This is a genomic window from Blastomonas sp. CCH9-A1, assembly GCF_001557175.1.
Taxonomy (GTDB): Bacteria; Pseudomonadota; Alphaproteobacteria; order Sphingomonadales; family Sphingomonadaceae; genus Blastomonas; species Blastomonas delafieldii_A.
On sequence record NZ_LSHM01000025.1, the window covers coordinates 39,841 to 60,152 of the forward strand.

21 protein-coding genes are annotated in these 20,312 nt (G+C 63.6%); 9 read left to right on the top strand and 12 right to left on the bottom strand.

Annotated elements, in window-relative coordinates; genetic code table 11:
* Positions 1-66 precede the first annotated feature (66 nt).
* The 4 genes from metH (at position 67) to AX725_RS07075 (ending at position 7,188) form a co-directional block, all read left to right on the top strand.
* A complete protein-coding gene (gene metH, locus AX725_RS07060; protein ID WP_060977789.1) occupies positions 67-2,664 on the top strand; it encodes a methionine synthase in 2,598 nt (865 codons plus the stop codon).
* An 86-nt stretch (positions 2,665-2,750) separates the two neighbouring features.
* Positions 2,751-4,034, top strand: coding sequence for a cation:proton antiporter (locus tag AX725_RS07065; RefSeq protein WP_060977790.1), 1,284 nt, complete (start codon positions 2,751-2,753; stop codon positions 4,032-4,034).
* A gap of 67 nt (positions 4,035-4,101) precedes the next feature.
* On the top strand, positions 4,102-5,040 hold the full coding sequence (locus AX725_RS07070) for a right-handed parallel beta-helix repeat-containing protein (protein ID WP_060977791.1): 939 nt from the start codon (positions 4,102-4,104) through the stop codon (positions 5,038-5,040).
* A gap of 75 nt (positions 5,041-5,115) precedes the next feature.
* Entirely contained in the window at positions 5,116-7,188 is a 2,073-nt protein-coding gene (locus tag AX725_RS07075; RefSeq protein ID WP_060977806.1) for a protein-disulfide reductase DsbD family protein, read from the top strand.
* Between the two features lie 9 nt (positions 7,189-7,197).
* Here the strand turns inward: AX725_RS07075 and AX725_RS07080 are convergent, their stop codons facing one another.
* From AX725_RS07080 to uvrB, 6 genes are all read right to left on the bottom strand, one after another.
* Positions 7,198-7,602, bottom strand: a complete 405-nt coding sequence (locus tag AX725_RS07080) for a hypothetical protein (protein ID WP_060977792.1) — start codon at positions 7,600-7,602, stop codon at positions 7,198-7,200.
* A 100-nt stretch (positions 7,603-7,702) separates the two neighbouring features.
* Entirely contained in the window at positions 7,703-8,023 is a 321-nt protein-coding gene (locus AX725_RS07085; RefSeq protein WP_060977793.1) for a HigA family addiction module antitoxin, read from the bottom strand.
* Positions 7,998-8,189: a type II toxin-antitoxin system RelE/ParE family toxin gene (locus AX725_RS20465; RefSeq protein WP_208597873.1), complete on the bottom strand. Its 192-nt coding sequence runs from the start codon at positions 8,187-8,189 to the stop codon at positions 7,998-8,000. Before AX725_RS20465 ends, AX725_RS07085 begins: the two co-directional genes overlap by 26 nt.
* 196 nt (positions 8,190-8,385) lie before the next feature.
* Entirely contained in the window at positions 8,386-8,613 is a 228-nt protein-coding gene (locus AX725_RS07090) for a type II toxin-antitoxin system HicB family antitoxin (protein ID WP_081097170.1), read from the bottom strand.
* Complete coding sequence (locus AX725_RS07095; RefSeq protein ID WP_060977795.1) at positions 8,613-8,867, bottom strand: type II toxin-antitoxin system HicA family toxin; 255 nt, start codon at positions 8,865-8,867, stop codon at positions 8,613-8,615. Before AX725_RS07095 ends, AX725_RS07090 begins: the two co-directional genes overlap by 1 nt.
* A gap of 64 nt (positions 8,868-8,931) precedes the next feature.
* Positions 8,932-11,112, bottom strand: a complete 2,181-nt coding sequence (gene uvrB / locus AX725_RS07100) for an excinuclease ABC subunit UvrB (protein ID WP_060977796.1) — start codon at positions 11,110-11,112, stop codon at positions 8,932-8,934.
* A gap of 20 nt (positions 11,113-11,132) precedes the next feature.
* On the opposite strand from uvrB, the gene AX725_RS07105 reads away from it, so the two are divergent.
* The 5 genes from AX725_RS07105 (at position 11,133) to AX725_RS07125 (ending at position 15,336) form a co-directional block, all read left to right on the top strand.
* Positions 11,133-11,810 carry a DUF3617 domain-containing protein gene (locus tag AX725_RS07105; protein WP_155646021.1) on the top strand — a complete coding sequence of 226 codons (678 nt, stop codon included), beginning with the start codon at positions 11,133-11,135 and terminating at the stop codon, positions 11,808-11,810.
* Between the two features lie 65 nt (positions 11,811-11,875).
* Positions 11,876-13,018, top strand: a complete 1,143-nt coding sequence (locus tag AX725_RS07110) for a serine hydrolase domain-containing protein (RefSeq protein ID WP_060977798.1) — start codon at positions 11,876-11,878, stop codon at positions 13,016-13,018.
* A 53-nt stretch (positions 13,019-13,071) separates the two neighbouring features.
* Positions 13,072-13,467 (top strand): VOC family protein, encoded by a 396-nt coding sequence (locus tag AX725_RS07115; RefSeq protein ID WP_060977799.1) that lies wholly within the window; start codon positions 13,072-13,074, stop codon positions 13,465-13,467.
* Positions 13,468-13,646: 179 nt separating this feature from the next.
* Positions 13,647-15,005, top strand: a complete 1,359-nt coding sequence (locus tag AX725_RS07120) for an amidohydrolase (RefSeq protein WP_060977800.1) — start codon at positions 13,647-13,649, stop codon at positions 15,003-15,005.
* Between the two features lie 7 nt (positions 15,006-15,012).
* Positions 15,013-15,336 (top strand): hypothetical protein, encoded by a 324-nt coding sequence (locus tag AX725_RS07125; RefSeq protein WP_060977801.1) that lies wholly within the window; start codon positions 15,013-15,015, stop codon positions 15,334-15,336.
* Between the two features lie 411 nt (positions 15,337-15,747).
* On the opposite strand, the gene AX725_RS07130 is transcribed toward AX725_RS07125, so the two are convergent.
* The 6 genes from AX725_RS07130 to pufB all read right to left on the bottom strand — a co-directional run bounded on the left by AX725_RS07130 (position 15,748) and on the right by pufB (position 20,301).
* Entirely contained in the window at positions 15,748-16,479 is a 732-nt protein-coding gene (locus AX725_RS07130; protein ID WP_060978483.1) for a hypothetical protein, read from the bottom strand.
* Positions 16,480-16,667: 188 nt separating this feature from the next.
* Positions 16,668-17,810: a photosynthetic reaction center cytochrome PufC gene (gene pufC, locus AX725_RS07135; RefSeq protein ID WP_060978484.1), complete on the bottom strand. Its 1,143-nt coding sequence runs from the start codon at positions 17,808-17,810 to the stop codon at positions 16,668-16,670.
* A 5-nt stretch (positions 17,811-17,815) separates the two neighbouring features.
* A complete protein-coding gene (gene pufM, locus AX725_RS07140) occupies positions 17,816-18,871 on the bottom strand; it encodes a photosynthetic reaction center subunit M (RefSeq protein WP_060978485.1) in 1,056 nt (351 codons plus the stop codon).
* A gap of 14 nt (positions 18,872-18,885) precedes the next feature.
* On the bottom strand, positions 18,886-19,710 hold the full coding sequence (pufL, locus tag AX725_RS07145; RefSeq protein ID WP_060978486.1) for a photosynthetic reaction center subunit L: 825 nt from the start codon (positions 19,708-19,710) through the stop codon (positions 18,886-18,888).
* A gap of 177 nt (positions 19,711-19,887) precedes the next feature.
* Entirely contained in the window at positions 19,888-20,073 is a 186-nt protein-coding gene (gene pufA / locus AX725_RS07150) for a light-harvesting antenna LH1, alpha subunit (RefSeq protein ID WP_023839308.1), read from the bottom strand.
* A 15-nt stretch (positions 20,074-20,088) separates the two neighbouring features.
* Entirely contained in the window at positions 20,089-20,301 is a 213-nt protein-coding gene (gene pufB, locus AX725_RS07155; RefSeq protein WP_023839307.1) for a light-harvesting antenna LH1, beta subunit, read from the bottom strand.
* Between the last annotated feature and the right edge of the window lie 11 nt (positions 20,302-20,312).

Genomic DNA, 20,312 nt, shown 5'->3' on the forward strand with positions numbered 1-20,312 from the left:
ACCCTCTTCCGCATGTTCCCCTCTCCCAACCCTCTCCCCTGAAGGGGAGAGGGCGAAAGTGACAAGATGACCCAGTCTACTGCCCAGTTCGTCAATATCGGCGAGCGCACCAACGTTACCGGATCGGCCAGGTTCAAGAAGCTGATCATGGAAGACCGCTATGAAGAGGCGGTCGAGGTCGCGCGCCAGCAGGTCGAAAGCGGCGCGCAGATCATCGACATCAACATGGACGAAGGCCTGCTCGACGCGCATGCCGCGATGACGCGCTATCTCAAGCTCATTGCCGCCGAGCCCGATATCGCGCGCGTGCCGTTCATGATCGACTCGTCCAAATGGTCGGTGATCGAGGCAGGGCTGAAATGCGTATCGGGCAAGCCGATCGTCAATTCGATCAGCATGAAGGAAGGCGAGGAAGAGTTCCTCAAGCACGCTCGCATCTGCATGGACTATGGCGCCGCCGTCGTCGTCATGGCGTTCGACGAGGTCGGCCAGGCCGATACCCGGGAACGCAAGGTCGAGATCTGCGAGCGCGCCTACAAGCTCTTGACCGGCATCGGTTTCCCGCCCGAAGACATCATCTTCGACCCCAATATCTTCGCGGTCGCCACCGGCATCGACGAGCATCGCCGCTATGCCATCGACTTTATCGAGGCCTGCCGCGACATCAAGCAGCGCTGCCCGCACGTCCATATCTCGGGCGGTGTATCCAACCTGTCGTTCAGCTTCCGCGGCAACGAACCGGTACGCCGCGCGATGCACAGCGTGTTCCTGTACCACGCGATCAAGGCAGGCATGGACATGGGCATCGTCAATGCTGGCCAGCTCGACATCTATGACGATATCGACCCCGTATTGCGCGAAGCCTGCGAGGACGTGATCTGGGACCGCAGCGATGACGCGACCGAAAAGCTGATCACGCTCGCCGAGACCTTCCGCGGCAAGGACGAAAAGGCCGAGAAGGAAGCCGCCGAATGGCGCAGCTGGCCGGTGGTCAAGCGGCTGGAGCACGCATTGGTCAAGGGCATCGACGCGCATATCGTCGAGGATACCGAGGAAGCCCGGCTCGCTGCCGCGCGCCCGATCGAGGTGATCGAAGGGCCGCTGATGGACGGCATGAACGTCGTCGGCGACCTGTTCGGCGAGGGCAAGATGTTCCTGCCGCAGGTGGTGAAGTCCGCGCGCGTGATGAAAAAGGCGGTCGCGCACCTCTTCCCCTATATCGAGGCAGAAAAGGACCCGAACGCCAAGGGCAAGGGCCGGATCATCATGGCCACGGTGAAGGGCGACGTGCACGATATCGGCAAGAACATTGTCGGCGTGGTGCTGCAGTGCAACGGCTATGAGGTCGTGGATCTCGGCGTGATGGTGCCCTGGCACGACATCCTCAAGGCCGCGAACGACAACCAGGCCGACATCATCGGCCTCTCGGGCCTGATCACCCCCTCGCTCGACGAGATGGTGACCGTGGCCGAGGAAATGCAGAAGGCCGGGATGCGCATTCCGCTACTGATCGGCGGCGCGACCACCTCCAAGGTGCATACCGCACTGCGCATCGCGCCGGCGTACGAAGGCCCGGTGGTGCATGTGCTCGATGCGAGCCGCGCCGTCGGCGTCGCCTCCAACCTCGTCAGCGGCACGCTCGCCGAACCGTTCATCGCCAAGGTGGCGGAAGAATATGAGGCGGTGCGCCTGGCACGTTCGAACAAGGGGCAGAACGACCTGTCGCCGATCGATGTCGCGCGTGCCAATGCGTTCGTCGCCGATATGAGCCAGAAGCCGCCGGCACCGGCGCAGCCGGGCGTGCACGTCTTTGAGGACTGGGACCTGGCGGACCTGCGCGAATGCATCGACTGGACGCCGTTCTTCCGCGCCTGGGAGCTGGCGGGCAATTTCCCCGCGATCCTGACCGACGAAATTGTCGGCGAAAGCGCAACCTCGCTGTTTGCCGATGCCAATGCGATGCTCGACAAGATCATCGCCGAGAAATGGCTGACCGCCAAGGGCGTCGTCGGCCTGTGGCCGTGCCGGCGCGACGGCGACGACGTGTTCATCCATGCCGATGGCCAGGAAATCCGCATGCCCTTCCTGCGCCAGCAGATCGCCAAGCGCGAGGGCCGTGCGAACATGTGCCTCGCCGATTTCATCGATCCGGCGGGCGACTGGATCGGCGGTTTCGCGGTCACCGCGGGCCATGGCATCGACGAGCATCTGGAACGCTTCAAGGCAGCGCATGACGACTATAACGACATCCTGCTGAAAGCGCTGGCCGACCGCCTGGCCGAAGCCTTTGCCGAGCGGCTGCACCAGCATGTCCGCACCACCCTGTGGGGCTATGCGGCGGGCGAACAGCTGACCAACGAGGCACTGATCAAGGAACAATATCGCGGCATCCGTCCGGCGCCGGGCTATCCCGCCTGCCCCGATCACAGCCAGAAGCCGGTTTTGTTCGATCTGCTGAAAGCGACCGACGCCACCGGCATCACGCTGACCGAAAGCTTCGCGATGCTGCCCACCGCAGCGGTGAGCGGCTTCTATTTCGGCCATCCGGAAAGTGCCTATTTCGGCGTCGCGCGGATCGGCGAGGACCAGCTTGCCGACTATGCGACACGGCGCGGAGTCGATCTCGACACCGCGCGGCGCTGGCTGCGTCCCAATCTGGATTGATCGCAGGCGATTGACTCTGGACCGCTAAACCGCAAACTCCCGCCGCAAGCCCTGCTGCGACGGGTTTGCGGGAGGGGCATCGGCGCGTGACACCGTCTGAACTCAGCGCATATTTCTTCGTGCAGATGGCGCTGATCATCGGCACCTGCCGGCTTGTCGGCTATGCGGTGCGGCGCTGGCTGGGCCAGCCCCAGGTGGTGGGCGAGATGATGGCGGGCGTGCTGCTCGGCCCGTCATTGTTCGGCTTTTTCCTCCCCGACCTGCAGGCCGCGATCTTTCCGCCCGAAACCAAGAACGTGCTGTTCGTCTGCGCGCAGCTGGGCGTCGGGCTGTACATGTTCCTGGTCGGCCTTGGCTTTCGCTCCGACCATTTTCGCGCGCAGATCGGCAGTGCGGCGGCTGTTTCCTTCACCGGCATGGCGGTGCCGTTCATCGTCGCGATGCTGCTTGCACCCCGGCTGCAGAACGTGCCCGGCCTGTTCGCCAGCGACGTCAACCAGTTCCAGGCAACGCTGTTCCTGGGCGCGTGCATCGCGATCACCGCCTTCCCGATGCTCGCGCGCATCATCCACGAGCGCGGACTGACCGACACCAAGCTCGGCAGCCTCACCCTTTCTGCCGGCGCGATCGACGATGCCGCCGCCTGGACGGTGCTCGCGATCGTGCTGGCAAGCTTCGGCGACGGGCCGGGCGTCGCAATCAAGGCAATCGTCGGCGGTGCGAGCTTTGCCGCGTTCATGCTGATTTTCGGGCGCACGCTGCTCGCGCCTTTGGGCCGCATCACCGAACGCAACGGCAAGGTGACGCACTCGATGCTCGCCGCTGTGCTCGTGCTGTTCATGCTCGCCGCCTTTGCCATGGACTATATCGGCATCCACGCGGTGCTGGGCGGGTTCCTGCTCGGCATCTGCATGCCGCGCGGGATGCTGTCGAGCGAATTGCAGCGCCAGCTCGAACCGATCATCATGGTGCTGCTGATCCCGATGTTCTTCGCCTATTCGGGGCTGAACACGCAGCTGACCGTGGTCAACAATGCCGAGCTGCTCGCTATCGCCATGGGCATTCTGGCGGCCTCGATCCTGGCCAAGGGCGTCGCTTGCTACGCCGCAGCGCGCATCACGGGCCAGGACAATGCCACCGCCATGGCGATCGGCGCGCTGATGAACGCGCGCGGGATGATGGAGCTGATCATCATCAATATCGGCCTGCAGCGCGGGATTATCGGCCCGGCGCTGTTCTCGATGCTCGTCATCATGGCAATCGTGACGACGTTCATGGCCTCGCCGCTGTTCGATCTGGTCTATGGGCGCAGGCACAAGATGGAAGGTGAGGCCGAGCCGGTAACCGATGAACCCGCGCCTGTGCCGTGACGGGACGGCGCCCGCGTTAACCCTCTAAAGTCCGGCATTTCCCAGCGAGCATGGTATGACATTGGGCATGACCACGCTTCGCATCATCCTTGTCGCCGCGCTGGCCCTGATCAGTGCCCTTCCCCTGTTCGCGCAACAGCGTCCCATGCCCTATCGCATCGCCGAGACCGGCAAGACCTATCGCTCGCTTTCCGATGCCGTGAACAAGATCGGCGGCGGCACCGGCACGATCGAGGTCGCGCCCGGCATCTGGCGCGATTGCGCGGTGCAGGAGGCGGGCAACATCACCTATCGCGCCGCCACCCCCGGCACCGCGATCTTCGACGGCGGTGTGTGCGAAAGCAAGGCGACGCTGGTGCTGCGTGGCCGCAGCGCGCGGGTCGAGGGGCTGATCTTCCAGAATATCGGCGTGCCCGATGAGAACGGTGCCGGCATCAGGCTGGAATGGGGCGATCTCAGCGTCTTCAACAGCCTGTTCCGCAACAGCCAGCAGGGCATTCTCACGGCCCAGAATCCGGGCGGACGGATCGTCATAGACAAGTCGAGCTTTTCGGGCCTCGGCATCTGCGCGTCGGATTGCGCGCATTCGATCTATATCGGCGATTACGGATCGCTCACCGTCACCCGCTCGCGCTTCGAACGCGGCCAGGGCGGCCATTATGTGAAGAGCCGTGCTGCGCAGGTATCGATTACCGATTCGAGCTTCGACGACAGCCAGGGCAATGGCACCAACTACATGATCGACCTGCCCGGCGGCGCGAGCGGCGAGATCACCCGCAACATCTTCGTCCAGGGTCAGAACAAGGAAAACTGGTCGGCGTTCATCGCTGTCGCGGCCGAAGGTCGCAGCTACAGCTCCGCAGGGCTGCAGATCTACGGCAATGACGCCAGCCTTGCCCCCGGCGTCGATCGCGCCACCTGGTTCGTCGCCAACTGGAGCCGTGACCGCATCCCTCTGGGCGAGAACCGGTTGGGCAAGGGTTTGAGCGCCTACGACCAGCGGTAACCACCGGGTTCCGCAAAGCGAAACGTTCACCGAACGGCCATTGGTTTTGGCCCGCAAACCTTCTACATGGCGGCGATGATGCTGGCTGTTTTCCGGACCCTTTGGGCTATCTTCCTGCTGGCGCTTGCCCTGCCCGCTGCCGCCCAGCCGCTCCAGCGCGGGCCGAACAATATCGCCGCGTCCTTGGTCGCCGAAAGCGCCGATCCTGCGCCCGGCAGCACCGTCGATCTCGCCTTTGCCATGACGCCAAAAAAGGGCTGGCACGGATATTGGGAAAATCCGGGCGATGCCGGGCTCGGCATGACGCTCGAATGGACGCTGCCGAAAGGTGTGACGGTTGGCGAGCTTCGCTATCCCGTGCCGGAGACGCTGATCATCGCGGGGTTGATGAACCACGTCTATGAAGGTCCCTATGCGCCGCTGGTCGCGCTGAAGCTCGATCCCGCGCTCGCGCCAGGCACGGTGCTGCCGATCAGCGTCAAGGCCGACTGGCTGGCGTGCACCGACGAGATCTGCGTGCCCGAAAGCGCGACGCTGACCACTCGGCTGACCGTCGGCAAGGGCGGCATCGACAAGGCTGCGCGGGCCCGCTTCGACGCCTGGCGGCAGCGGCTGCCCGCCCCGCTTGGCTCCGAAGCGACATTTGCCCGCGCCGGCAAGATCCTGCGCATCGCCATCCCCTTCCCCGCCGCCGGTGCGATCGACGCCCCGCATTTCTTCGCGCGCACCGACAAGGCGCTCAGCTATCGCGCACCCCAGGCCTTTTTCCGCGACGGTGACCGGCTGATCGTCGAGACCGAGGTCGCGGGCAGCGATGCTGCTGAAATCGGCGGCGTGCTGCGCATTGGCGAGCATATGGGGCTCGATCTGGTAGCGAAACCGGGGACCGTCATCCCCGGCGGGACGCGGATCGACACCGCCGCCAGCGCCGCCCCGGCCGAGGGCGACATGCTCGTGCTGCTCGCCACCGCACTCGGCGGCGCACTGCTCGGCGGGCTGCTGCTCAACATCATGCCGTGTGTCTTCCCGATCCTCAGCCTCAAGGCGATCAGCCTGGCCAAGGCGGGCGGCGACGAACGCGCGGCGCGGCGCGATGCACTCGCCTATACTGCAGGCATCGTGCTGGTGTGCCTCGGGCTGGGTGGACTGCTGCTTGCCCTGCGCGCGGGCGGAGAGCAGATCGGCTGGGCGTTCCAGCTGCAGGACCCGCGCATCATTCTGGCGCTGCTCCTGCTGGTCACCGCCATAGCGTTCAACCTCGCTGGGCTGTTCGAGTTCGCGACCGTATCATCGGGGGGCAGCCTGACGCAGAAACAGGGCGCTGCGGGATCGTTCTGGACCGGCGCGCTCGCAGCCTTTGTCGCGACGCCCTGCACCGCGCCGTTCATGGCCGCCGCGATGGGCACCGCGCTGATCCTGCCCGTGCCCGCCGCGCTGCTCGTGTTCGCAGGGTTGGGCCTCGGCCTCGCGCTACCCTTTTTGGCGATCGGCTTCATTCCCGCCTTGCGCCGGATGATGCCGCGTCCGGGCGCGTGGATGGGCACCTTCCGCCGGATCATGGCGGTGCCGATGTTCCTCACCGCGCTGGCCCTGGTCTGGCTGCTCGGCCAGCAGACCGGCAATGACGGCGTGCTGTTCGGCCTTGCCGCCGCGATGGCGCTGGCGCTGCTGCTTTGGTGGCTGGGCGCGCGGCAGGGCGCGGGCAGGAGTGGCTGGATCGCACTTGTCCCGTCGCTGGCGGTTGCCGTCGCTGCCATCGTCGCCTTGCCGACCGAGGCCGCGCCGAACGGATCGGCCCGCGCCGCGAGTGCCACTCTTCCCGCCCAGCCGTTCAGCGAGGCGAAGCTCGCCGAGCTCCGAACCGCCAACAGGCCGGTCTTCGCCTATTTCACTGCCGACTGGTGCATCACCTGCAAGGCGAACGAGGCCGCCGCAATCCAGCGCGAGGCGACCGCAGCGGCGTTCAAAAAGGCGGGCGTGGTGGTGCTCGAAGGCGACTGGACCCGGCGCGATGCCGAGATCAGCCGCTATCTGGAAGCACAGGGCCGCTCGGGCGTGCCGCTCTATGTCTGGTATGCGCCGGGCCAGGCGCCGGTGATCCTGCCCCAGGTGCTGACCGTCGATACATTGACCGCATTGGTCGGCTGAGGCTGCACACTACTCGCCGGCGCGTGCGATGACCTCGGGCAGATAGTTCTCGCCCAACGTGCTGCAACCATCCGCCAGCTCGTCGAGATCCTGGGTCATGCCCTTGTCGTCGGCCACCATCGCAACGGCGAAGACCTCGGTCTGCTCCTGCAATTCCTTTTCGGCGCGGTCCTGATTGCCGCCCGGTGCGAGCAGCATCGCGCCGGTCATGAACGCCGTCGCCAGCTCGGTCGCCTCGCCGCTGGTCTTCTTGTCGCCATCGGTGATGGCGGCCGCCGCCGAAAAGAACGCCGCGCAGCTGAGCAGGGCGTCATAGCCTTCCTTGTCCGACAAACTTTGAGCATGCGCGGGCGCAGCGAGCGAAGCCAGCGCGGCTGCGCCGACGGCGAAACGGGAGAAAAATTGCAAGGCCATGCAGGACGTCCGATCAGTCTTGCCCCGCCGGAATGCACGGAGCCACGGTGCGACCCGCTGGATCACGGGGTGCCGCTTTTCGCGGCGGATGGCAAGAGCCTCAGGCGGCGCGCTGAACGATGCGGTCGAGCTCGCTGCCGATCGCCCGCTTGGCTTCCTCGACGTCGAAATCAATCTGAAGCCCGAGGAAAAAGCCCTCGGACATCCCGAAATAGCGCGCCAGCCTCAGATCGATATCCGCATCGATCGGCCGGATTTCCGCAAGCAAGGCGTCTATGGTTTCCAGCGGGATGCCGGCCCCATCGGCCACTTCAACCGCTGGAATTTCGCTGCCGATCAGGAAATCCTCGCGCAGGATCGAGCCGACATGGACGTTGTCCAGCCGGTCATCATCCTCAATGATAGTCCTCGATCCGGACATTATGCGCGTCTCCGTCAGACCAGTTGAACGTGATCGGCCACTGGTCGTTGATCCGGAGACGATATCGCAACGGTTGATAACCTTTCAACTGCTCAAACCTGTTGCCATGTGGGACGCGCAATTCCTGAAGCTGCTCGATGGAATCGATCTGCAAAAGCTTGCGCAAGGCAGTTTGCTGAATGTCCGGCGGCAGCTTGCGGCTGGGTGAGCGGAGCCAGACCTTCTCGGTTTCTGGAACGTATCATCCTGGCTTCTCCGTAAAGCCAAGCTTATGCAGTTTTCCAGCACCTGCGGTTACCGCCGTCATGTAGCGCGCAAGCCAAAGCCATGTTTGGATAGGCTGGAGAATTAATATCCAAGAATCAGGCTGCCCTGACCGCATATATCGCTGGGCGATAGCGTGGTTCGGGAATGGGGTGCCCCTTTTCGCGGGCGTAATCGAGCCACATCCCGATAGCGACTTCGGCCTCTGAAATCGCTTCGACCGGCGTGTCTCCGTGCGCGGAGCAAGGCTTGAGGTCGGGAACGTCGGCGATCCAGCAATTGTCCTCTGACGACCAGAATACGTTGATGTGATAATGGTGCTGCATCATTCATCCATCTCAAGGCCTGCCTGCTCAACCATATCAAGAAACTGGGCGGCTTGATAGGCTTTGGCATCCTTGCCGATCGGCTGGATGATCAGCGGCCGTTCGAGCTTTGGATGCCCATAGACATGGTGGCTGCCATCGGTGCGGTGGTGACGAAAGCCGAACGCTTCGAGCAACCGCACGAAATCTCGGAACGAAATAATGCCTGCACGGCCTGCGACGAGTTGCTGATAGAGTTTGCTGGGCTTGACCATCGGTGTTTCTCCGTAAAGCCAAGCTTATGTCATAGTGGATCCGCTTTCGTGGATAACTTATCTCTCAAAACTTCCGTTGCGTTTTCCCGTATCGCATCTTGCGCGTCCCCGGCTTGCCTTCGGTCGCCCTGCCTTTGGGCGCGGCCACCCTTTGCTCTACCGGCAGCCCCAGTTCCTCCGCCTCCAGCTTGCGGATTTCGTCGCGCAGGCGTCCGGCTTCCTCGAATTCCAAATCGGCGGCGGCGGCGCGCATCTTCTTTTCGAGGTCCTCGATATAGGCGCGCAGGTTGTGGCCGACCATGTGCGGGCGGTCGTCGACGCCGGTGTCGACCAGCACGCTGTCCTTGCTCGCGACATGCGCGATGATGTCGCCGATATTGCGCTTGATCGTCGTAGGCGTGATGCCGTGCGCCTCGTTATAGGCGATCTGCTTCTCGCGGCGGCGGTTGGTCTCGTTGAGCGCGCGCTCCATGCTGCCAGTGATGCGGTCGGCATAGAGGATCACGCGGCCCTCGACATTGCGCGCAGCACGACCGATCGTCTGGATCAGCGAGGTTTCGCTGCGCAAAAAACCTTCCTTGTCGGCATCGAGGATCGCGACCAGCCCGCATTCGGGAATATCGAGTCCCTCGCGCAGCAGGTTGATGCCGATCAGCACGTCATACACGCCCATGCGCAGATCGCGGATCAGCTCGATGCGCTCCAGCGTCTCGACGTCCGAGTGCATGTAGCGGACCTTGATCCCCGCCTCGTGCATATACTCGGTGAGATCCTCGGCCATACGCTTGGTCAGCGTGGTGACGAGCGTGCGATATCCTGCGGCGGCGACCTTCTTGCACTCGGCGATCAGATCGTCGACCTGCTCCTCGACCGGCTTGATCTCGACCGGCGGGTCGATCAGGCCCGTGGGGCGGATGACCTGTTCGGCGAACACGCCGCCGGTCTGTTCCATCTCCCAATTGCCGGGCGTGGCCGAAACGCTGACCGTTTGCGGGCGCATCGCGTCCCATTCGTTGAAGCGCAGCGGGCGGTTGTCGATACAGCTCGGCAGGCGGAAGCCATATTCGGCGAGCGTCAGCTTGCGCCGATGGTCGCCGCGCGCCATCGCGCCGATCTGCGGCACGGTCTGGTGGCTCTCGTCGATGAACAGCAGCGCGTTTTCGGGCAGATATTCGAACAATGTCGGCGGCGGCTCGCCCGGCAGGCGCCCGGTGAGGAAGCGCGAATAGTTCTCGATGCCTGCGCAGCTTCCGGTCGCGGCGATCATCTCGAGATCGAAATTGGTGCGCTGCTCGAGCCGCTGCGCCTCGAGCAGCCGCCCTTCGGCCTCGAGCTCCTTCAATCGCTCGGTGAGCTCGAAGCGGATCGCGGCTGCGGCCTGCTGCATCGTGGGACCCGGCGTGACATAGTGCGAGTTCGCATAGACGCGCACTTGGGAGAGCTTCGCGCCGGGCTTGCCGGTCAAGGGATCAAACTCGGCGATCGATTCCACCTCGTCGCCGAAGAACGAGATGCGCCAGGCGACATCCTCGTAATGCGAGGGGAACAGCTCGAGCGTATCGCCGCGCACGCGGAAATTGCCGCGCGTGAAGCTCGCATCGTTGCGCTTGTATTGCAGCGCGACCAGCTTGCGGATCAGCTCGCGCTGGTCGACGCTTTCGCCCGCCTTGATGTCGAAGATCATCGCCGAATAGGTCTCGACCGAGCCGATGCCGTAGATGCACGACACCGAGGCAACGATGATCACGTCGTCGCGCTCGAGCAGCGATCGCGTCGCCGAATGCCGCATCCGGTCGATCGCCTCGTTTACGCTCGACTCCTTCTCGATATAGGTGTCCGAGCGCGGCACATAGGCTTCGGGCTGGTAATAATCGTAATAGCTGACGAAATATTCGACCGCGTTTTCGGGGAAGAAGCTCTTGAACTCGCCATAAAGCTGCGCGGCGAGGATCTTGTTCGGCGCAAGGATCAAGGCAGGCCGCTGGGTCTGTTCGATCACCTGCGCCATGGTGAAGGTCTTGCCCGATCCGGTGACGCCGAGCAGCACCTGGTCGCGGTCCTGCGCCTTGATGCCGTCGACCAGCTCCTTGATCGCGGTCGGCTGGTCGCCCGAAGGCGTGTATTCGCTGACCAGCTTGAAGCGCTTCCCGCCCTCGGCCTTTTCGGGCCGCTGCGGCTTGTGCGGCACGAAGGTGCCATCGGTTTGCGGCTCTTCCAGCCCGCGTCGGATTACCAGTTCAGCCATGGCCAAGGATATGCGGACCAGTGGCCACCGGTGCAAGGGCGGGGATGCGATTGCATTGGCCGGGGTGCATCTTTAGGGTCGCCTGCCAACACGGACATGCGGTCGCGCATCCCCTGATGGCACCTGGCCCCAACGGAGAATTCCCCATGAAGATGCAGACTGTTTCGATCCTGGCCCTGCCGCTGCTGGCGCTGGCCGCGTGCAGCGGCGGCGGCGGCGCAGACAAGGATGGCGACGGCAAGATCAGCAAGGAAGAGGTCGCCAGAGAAGCCGAATCGATCAAGTTCAGCCCCGGCGAGTGGGAGAACAAGGTCGAGATGCTCGACGTTGATTTTGCCAAGAGCAAGATGCCGCCCCAGCTTCAGGACGCCATGAAGCAGCAGGTCGGCAAACCGCAAGCCGTGAAGAACTGCTTGACCAAGGAACAGGCCAGCAAGCCTGGCGCGGACTTCCTCGCCGGAGCCGATAGTGGTGAATGTGCCTACAAGACGCTCGATCTGTCCGACGGCAAGGTCAATGCAGTCATTGCCTGCAAGGGCAAGCAGCCGGGCCAGCAAGGTGACATCAAATTGACCGGAACGTATACCGCGACCAGCTATGACATGCAGATGGATATGGTGATGAGCTCCAAGGAGTTCGGCAGCATGACGATGAAGGCGAAGAACAGCGGCAAGCGCATCGGCGAATGCAAGGCCTGATTGCCGATCCAATGAAGCCTGTCTCGTCACCCCCGCGCAGGCGGGGGTCCCGCTTCTTAGAGCAGATGTGGCGCAAAAGCGGGATTCCCGCCTTCGCGGGAATGACGATGCTGGCGGTGATGTTGGCAGCGGCGCCCAACACCCCCGCCCACGCCCAGACCGATGACAATGTCCGCATCGAGCTGAAATTCACCGCCGACCGGCTCGATCGCGGCAAGGTCACCGGCCTTGCGCACCGCCCGAGCCTGCGCGAGGCGACGCTCGACGATCCGGTGCGCATCGCCTCGATCTCCAAGCTCGCGGTCGGGGTCGCGGTGATGCGGCTGGTCGACAAGGCCGTGCTCGACCTCGACCGCGACGTGTCGCTCTATCTCGGCTGGCGCGTTGCCCACCCCCGATATCCGGCGCAGAAGATCACGCTGAGGCTGCTGCTGTCGCACCAGTCGGGGCTGAAGGACGATGCGGGCTATTTCATTCCGCTCGATGCCAGCCTTGCCGATCTGCTCGCTAGGCCGGAGGCCTGGGATGCGGACCACGCCCCAGGCGGCTATTTCCGCTATGCCAATGTCAACTTTCCCGTCATCGCGGCGGTGATGGAGGCAGCGAGCGGCAAAAGGTTCGACCGGATCATGGCGGAGGAAGTGTTCGATCCGCTTGCCATTCCCGCCTGCTATAACTGGTCGGGCTGCAAGCCGGGCAGCGCGAAGACCGCGATCACGCTCTACAATCCCGATGGTACGATCGCGCGCGACGACTGGATCGGCGCGCCCGATCAGTGCGCCTATGTGCCCGCCAGCGATGGCCGCTGCGATATTGAGTTGTACGCACCCGGCAAAAACGGATCGGCGTTCAGCCCGCAGGGTGGCATGCGCATTTCTGCCGGAGGACTCGCGCGGCTGGGCCAGATGCTGCTGAACGGCGGCGACGGGCTGCTCACCCCCGAGTCCTTCGCCGAGCTCACCCGCGCCCAATGGCGCTTCGACGGCAGCAATGGCGATGACGATCGCGGTTATTTCCAGGCCTTCGGGCTCGGCGTGCAGCGGATCGAGAAACCCGACGGATCGGTGTGGATCGGCCATCCGGGCGAGGCCTATGGGCTGCGCGCAGGTTTGTGGGTCAACCGTGCAAGCGGCGAGGGCGTGGTGCGGATCAGCACCGGAAATGCGGAGGATTACCCGATAGGTCATTGCCTCGACATATGTCCGTGATAAGTTTCGTTCTGCAACTGGCCTGAGTCGGGCCAGACGGACAGGAGAAAAAAATGATCGGATATGTCACCGTCGGATCGAACGACCTCGACAAGGCGCGCGGCTTTTATGCGGGGCTGGTCGGCGCGCTGGGCGGCAGCGAGCTGATGCGGATGGAAGAGAACGGCTTCACGCTGTTCGGCACCGCCTGGGGCACGCCGGGCATCGCGATCACCCGGCCCTATAATGGCGAGCCGGCGACGGTGGGCAACGGCATGATGATCGCACTGGCCATGGATGCGCGGTCCAAGGTCGACATGCTCCACGCCAAGGCGCTCGAACTCGGCGGCACCTGCGAGGGCAAACCCGGCCTGCGCGGCCCCGAGGGTGACCAGGCGTTTTACGGCGCCTATTTTCGCGACCTTGACGGCAACAAGCTTTGCGCGTTCAAGGTAGGTCCGGCGGATTGAGCTGAATTCTGGAGACCCCCAACATCGTCACCCCCGCGCAAGCGGGGGTCCCGCTTCGCTTCAACTATCGGACAGAAGCGGGATTCCCGCTTTCGCGGGAATGACGATAGATTCCGCGATGACAGGCGCTATAGTCGCGCAAATGGGGCAGGAACGCCTTGGGGAAAAAGGGGAAATCGATGAACAGAGCAACGGCTATCGGCCTGATCGGCAGCGCCATGGCGCTCGCACTCGGCGCATCTGCGGCGCACGCACAGGATGCGCTCGGCAAGGCGGTGGCGAGCGATTATGACACGAAGCTCGAAAAGCTGTTCCTCGATTTCCACGCCAATCCCGAACTGTCGTTCAAGGAAACCCGCACCGCGAAGATCATCGCGGCCGAGCTGCGCGCCGCCGGAGCCACGGTGACCGAAGGCGTCGGCGTGACAGGCGTGGTCGGCATCCTGAAGAATGGCGACGGCCCGGTGATCATGGTGCGCGCCGACATGGACGGCCTGCCACTCGCCGAGGATAGCGGCCTGCCCTATGCCTCCAAGGTCAAACAGGTAGATATCGACGGCACCGAAAAGCCGGTGATGCACGCCTGCGGCCATGACACGCACATCACCTCGATGATCGGCACCGCGCGCCGCCTTGCCGCGATGAAGGACCAGTGGAAGGGCACCGTGGTTTTCGTCGCGCAACCGGCGGAAGAGCGCATCGGCGGCGCGGCCAAGATGATGCAGGACGGCCTCTATACCCGCTTCCCCAAGCCCGATTACGCGCTCGCCTTCCACGTCTCCGCCGGGACGCCCACGGGCAAGATCGAGATTCAGCCGGGCCTCACCGCCTCGTCATCGGACTCGGTCGACATCACCATTTTCGGCGTCGGCACGCACGGCGCCTATCCGCATATGGGCAAGGACCCGATTCTGATGGGCGCGGAAATCGTCATGGCGCTGCAGACCCTGGTCTCGCGCGAAATCTCGCCGCTCGAAGCCGGGGTAGTGACGGTTGGCTCGTTCCATTCAGGCTTCAAGCACAACATCATCTCGGACAAGGCGGAGCTGCAGATTACCGTGCGGTCGAACGACAATGCGGTGCGCAAGAAGCTGCTCGACGGGATCAAGCGCATTGCCGAGAATGTCGGTCGCTTGAATGGCCTGCCCGAGGACAGGTTGCCGCAAGTCAAGGTCGGGTTTGAATCGACCCCGGTGACGGTCAACGACAAGCCGCTGACCGAGCGGATCACGAAGATCTTCGCCAAACGTTTTGGCCAGGACGCGCTACTGACCAATGAACCGCAAACGGGCATGGGCGCGGAGGATTTCGCCTATTTCGTCGCGCCCAATACCGATGTGCCGGGCCTGTATTTCAATGTCGGCGGCACGCCGCAGGCGGATATCGATGTGGCCAGGGCGGGCAAGCTGACGCTGCCGGCGCATCACAGCCCTTTCTTCAAGGTAGCCCCGCGCGAATCGATCACGCTGGCGACCGAGGCGATGGTGACCGCGGTCATCGATCTGCTCGGCCCAGGCAACGGTCCGACGGCGGATTGATGCGCTGATGCCCAAACGCCGCGCCTGGGAAGACGAGGAAGACGAAGCCGAAGCGCCGCCGCCCGAGCCATGCTGGTTGTGCGGTCGGGATCTTGGCGAGCTGATCGAGTGGCACCATCCGGTGCCCAAGGCCAAGGGCGGCAAGGCGCGCGTGGCGGTGCACCCGATCTGCCACCGCACGATCCACGCGCATTTCACCAATGCCGAACTGGGGCGGATCGGCGAGGATGTGGAAGCGTTGCGCCAGCATCCCGAGATCGCCAAGTTCCTGACCTGGATCGCGGGCAAACCGGCGGATTTCAACGCGCCGACCAAGAAGAAGGAGCGGTAGGAGGCGAGGCGGGCTCGGTGCGCTCCACGCAACTTGGCCAGCTCCTGCACCCTGCCCGCCCGGCACCCGCACCCCACTCCGCTCAGCCTGAGCTTGTCGAAGGCCCCGCGCTGAACGTCGCGATGTCACCTCCGTCACCCTGAACTCGTTTCAGGACCCATTTCTCCCCACGCGGCTTCGGCTTGATCGGGCACGATGGGTCCTGAAACAAGTTCAGGATGACGTTAGCGGACCGCGATGGGCAGCCCCGGACCGACCAGCGGGATGAAGGCGTAGATCCCCCTACTCCCCCTTGTCGGGCCTGCTCACGCTCCAATACTGCCAGGCGCAGAAGCCGAGTACCAGCACGCCCGACATCAGCATCTCGATGATGCCCAGATTGTTGACGATCCAGTCCTTCATCCGCGCCTCCTATGCTTGCCGCCGCTGCACGGACCTGGTTGCGCTGCCCGCCTTCGGCCGGTTGGCGAGCGTATAGCGCAGGATCAGGCTCACCCCGATCACGCTGGGCACTGCCCAGATCAGGGGATTGAACACATGATCGGGCACCAGCCGGATGAGCCCGACCGACAGGAACGCGGTATAGGCCGATATGCCCATGCCGAGCAGCGCGCGGAAATGTTCGGGCACATGCGCGCGCGCCGGGGCGCTGGGTCGCCAGACATAGAAGAGCTGCGTCGCCACAGCGGTCAGCCCGACCACGGCAAGCGCGGCCATCAGCGGCTGGCCGATCATCAGGCCGTAATAGCCGCACCACGCAGCCGAGGCGATCACCGCGCCGAACAGTGCGAGATAATGCGGCGCACGCAAGGCCGCGCGGTTGGCGCGATGGCGGACGACGGCAAGGCCATAGACCGCAAAGCCGATGGTCAACATGCCGAGATAGAGCATCATCCAGCCGAAAAGCCCGTCGAACAGCACGCGGTCGGTGATCATCGGCAGCCGCTTTTCCGGCCCGTAAAGCGACAGCAGCGCCATCGCGATGGCCAATATGCCTGCCCCGATAAAGGCGAGCGTTGCCACCCGCCCCCATTTGCGATGCGCCTGCCCGCCCTTGCGCGACGCAATCGGCACCCAGAACGCGATCAGCCCGGTCGCCCCGCAGATGACGTGGAGGACAACCAGGGCTTCGAACAGGTGCATGAGCGCTTACTCGATCAAAAATCCTCCCCCAGCTTGCTGGGGGAGGGGGACCGCCCGCGAAGCGGGCGGTGGAGGGGCAGCGGTGAAGTGCAGACCATGAACGTCATGCCATCTTGCTTCCCCTCCACCACCGACTTGCGGTCGGCGGTCCCCCTCCCCGAGACAAGCTCGGGGAGGATTTCAGATCGTCAATTCCCAGCCGCTGCAGCCGCAGCCGGTGCGGCTGCCGCCGCTGCCGGAGCCGGCGCCTGCATGCCGGGCATGGCCGGAGCCGTTCCCGCAGGCGCGGCGCCAGGCACCACACCCTTGGGCCCGAGCGTCAGCAGCGCCGGATAGTCCTTGGCCATCTGGGCACCGCCCAGCGGCTTGCGCTGGATCTGGTGGCAGGTTGCGCAATTGGTCTTGTACGGATCGCCCTGCGGACCCAGCCGGTTGGCCGGGAACACGCTGGTCAGCGGGTGGATATATTCCTGGTTGGCGTTCTTGACCATCTGCAGGCCATACCAGGCCTGGGCGCGCTGCGGGCTCGACTGGCCCCATTGCGCAAAGGCGCGGCTGTTGTGGCAATAGGTGCAGTTGACGTTCAGCGACCGCGACAGGTGCATCATGATCGCATAATTGGCCTCTGCATCCTTGGTGCCCTTGAGATTGAGCGTCGTGGGATGCCGGGTCTTCGACTGCACCCGCGCCGCCTTGGCATCGAGCCCCAGATACATGCTGGCCGTGCTGAGCGGCAGCGAAGCATAAGCGGTGACCGGACTCGGCGTGTTCTGGCCACGCTTGTTGCCCATCAGACGCCCGTCGCTGGGCTTGGGATCGGTCCAGACATATTTCGGCACTGCATTGCCGCGATGGCAGGTATAGCAGGTCACGCCGGTCTTCTTGACGTGGTCCGAATAGTTCTGGTTGATGTTCTGCGTCATCTGGATCATCCGGCGCGCGACAACCTTGGTATATTTGCTGTCGTCCGCCAGATTTTCGGCATTGTGGCAGTAGTTGCACCCGGCCTGTTCGGGCGGGGCATCGGCAGGCACGATCCACTGGGTGATCGCCGCCATGGTATAGTCGAACTCCTCCTGGCTGACATGGCCAAGAACCTTGACGTTCTGATATACCTCGCTCGCCTTCGGCCCCGATGGGGGCGGCAGCTCATAGGGAGGCGGCGGAACGGTACCGGGATCGATCTTGTTGTCAGGATCGCTGATCTGGGCGATGCCGGTTCCCCGGAAACCGCCCTGTTCGGACGTCTTGGGGCCGATGTCACAGGCCCCGAGCGAGAGCGCGGCCACGGCCAGCGCCCCCATGGTGGTGAGTTTGGATAGGGTCAACATGGCTGTCAGTTCCCTTCTGCCGGGCTGGGGGCCGCAGGCGCAGCAGCGCCAGGGTCCGCAGCCATCAGGCTCGGTTCCGCCGGCACCGGATCGGGTGCGACGAAACTCGTGCTCGGATCAACAACACCGGTATCGGGATAGGCAGGGGCAAAACCATGCTCCTGAGCCCAGAGATACCAGTTATCGACAACCGTGCCGGTGAGCAGGATGCCGATGCCGCCGGTAAGTGTGGTCAGCACCGCAAACCACCAGGCCCAACGATGGATCGATTCCATGGTGGCATTGAAGCCCATGGTCCAGCGCCAGAACAGTCCGGCGCGTTCGCTGGCCGTTCCGCGATCGTAGATCTGCTCGATCTCGCGCTCGCCACCATAGCGACCCACGGCCAGAATTGTGGCGCCGTGCATCGCAAAAAGCAAGGTGGAGCCATAAAGGAAGGCGATCGAGAGGGCGTGGAACGGATTGTAGAACAAGTTGCCGTAACGGATCGAGAAGGCTGCGGTCCAGTCGAGGTGCGGGAAGATACCGAAGGGCACGGCTTCCGACCAGCTGCCGAGCAGGAACGGACGGATGATGCCGAGCACCAGATACAGCCAGATCGCACTCGCAAAGGCCCAGGCGATGTGCGTTCCCATGCCCAGCGCCTTGGCGCGGAGATAGGTGCGGGCCCACCAGAGCAGGATCGAGGCGGTCAGGAAGAAGCCCGCGATGATCCACCAGCCGCCTTCGGCCAGGGGCACATAGACCGAGAAGCCCCATTCCGGACCCGGCGGTTCGAGCGCCAGCCAGAAGAATTCCTTGAGGAAGCGATTGGGGTTCCAGTTGACCGAAGCCAGCATGTTGAGACCCATGATCGCGATCGACAGGCCGCCGAACAGCAGCGATGCGAGACCCAGCTTGCCGAGATAGAGCGGCCCGAGCTGCGCCTGGCCCAGCTTGCCCATCCAGTAGCTATAGGCGGTAAGCGGGATGCGCGGTTCGCTGTCGTCCTTGTGCGGCATCCCCATTTCGGGATGCCCGCGCAACTGGACCTGGGTGAAGATATTTTGGTAGCTTGCCATGGTGATTACCCCTCTCACATCCAGATCGGCAGGTTGAGCCACCACGTCCACCATTCGGGCCAGCCGCGGGTCCAGAACGGTCCGGATATGATGATGCACACTGCGCTCCAGAACCCGGCGTTCAGCGCCAGCAGCAGGCCCACGCGGTGGATGCCGAGCGTGCCGACCGAATAGCCGATCAGGTCGCGGAAGAAGGTGTCTTCATATTCGGGTGATTTGACTTCCTCACCCTTGGCCGGGTTGGTGGCCGAAAGGACCAGCGCGCCGTGCATGGAAAGCGCGAGCGTGGTGGTGAAGAAGAACGACACGGCGAGCATGTGCGCCGGGTTGTAGTGGAAATGCAGATATTGGTAGCCAACGTTCGACACCCAATCGAGGTGGCTGAAGATGCCATAGGGGAAGCCATGTCCCCAGGCGCCCAGCAGGAACGGGCGGAACACCACCAGCGTCACATAGGCGAAGATCGCGAAGCCGAAGGCGACAGGCACGTGATAGCCCATGCCCAGCTTGCGGCAGATCTCGACCTCTCGCAAGGCCCAGCTGACGAACGCTCCGATCGCGCAGACCGTGATGATCTGCCACAATCCCCCTTCCTTCAGCGGCGCGAGGCCGAGGCCATATTTCAGGTCCGGCGGCGCGATGTTGATCAGCCAGGGGTTCCAGGTTCCACCCTGCGACGCACCGTAGAAGATGAGCGCAGTGCCGAGCGAGGCGAAGAACAGCGTCGTGATCCCGAAGAAGCCGACATAAAATGGCCCGACCCAGAAATCGAACAGATCCCCGCCGACCAATGTTCCGCCTCTGACGCGATATTTTCTCTCGAAGCTCAAGAGCGCCATTGCCAGACTCCTTCGTTCGCCGCCGCGATGCTGTGCGGCGAGCGTGAATGATTATTCCCCGTATGCGGGGGCTCGTTTGTTCTCATGCATCCAGTGAAAGGGGCGGACCGGTGAAAACCGGTTCCACAGGTCCGCCCTCATCGCCTGGCAAGGCGACACACTGGCTTAACCCTTAGGTCAGGGTGTAATCGCCGATGCCGCAGCAACCGCCGCAGGTGCAGCTGCCGGCATAGGGGGCTCCAGCCAGTTGTAGCGATTTGTGCTCAACAGGATGAAGTGGATGAGAAGTGCGAGGACGAACAGGAAGACCGCGAGCGCAGTCAGGATCCTGTTGCCGTCGAATGATTGCCACATTCTATGCATGATCAGGTTTCCTTCTTAGCTGAGCTGAACGTCGGTCACCGGGTCGAGGCTCGATGTCGCTTCATAGCCGGGCGTGCCCGGGAACCAGGGGCGCCATTGCCAAACCAGTACGTGCGCGATGATCGCGACGATGGTGAAGAAAGCGAAACTGGCGACGAAGAGCTTGTGGAACTCCTTCGCCTCGCTTTCTGTGAGGTAGGTCGTGGGACCCATCCCTTCATCTGCCATGAGATATTCTC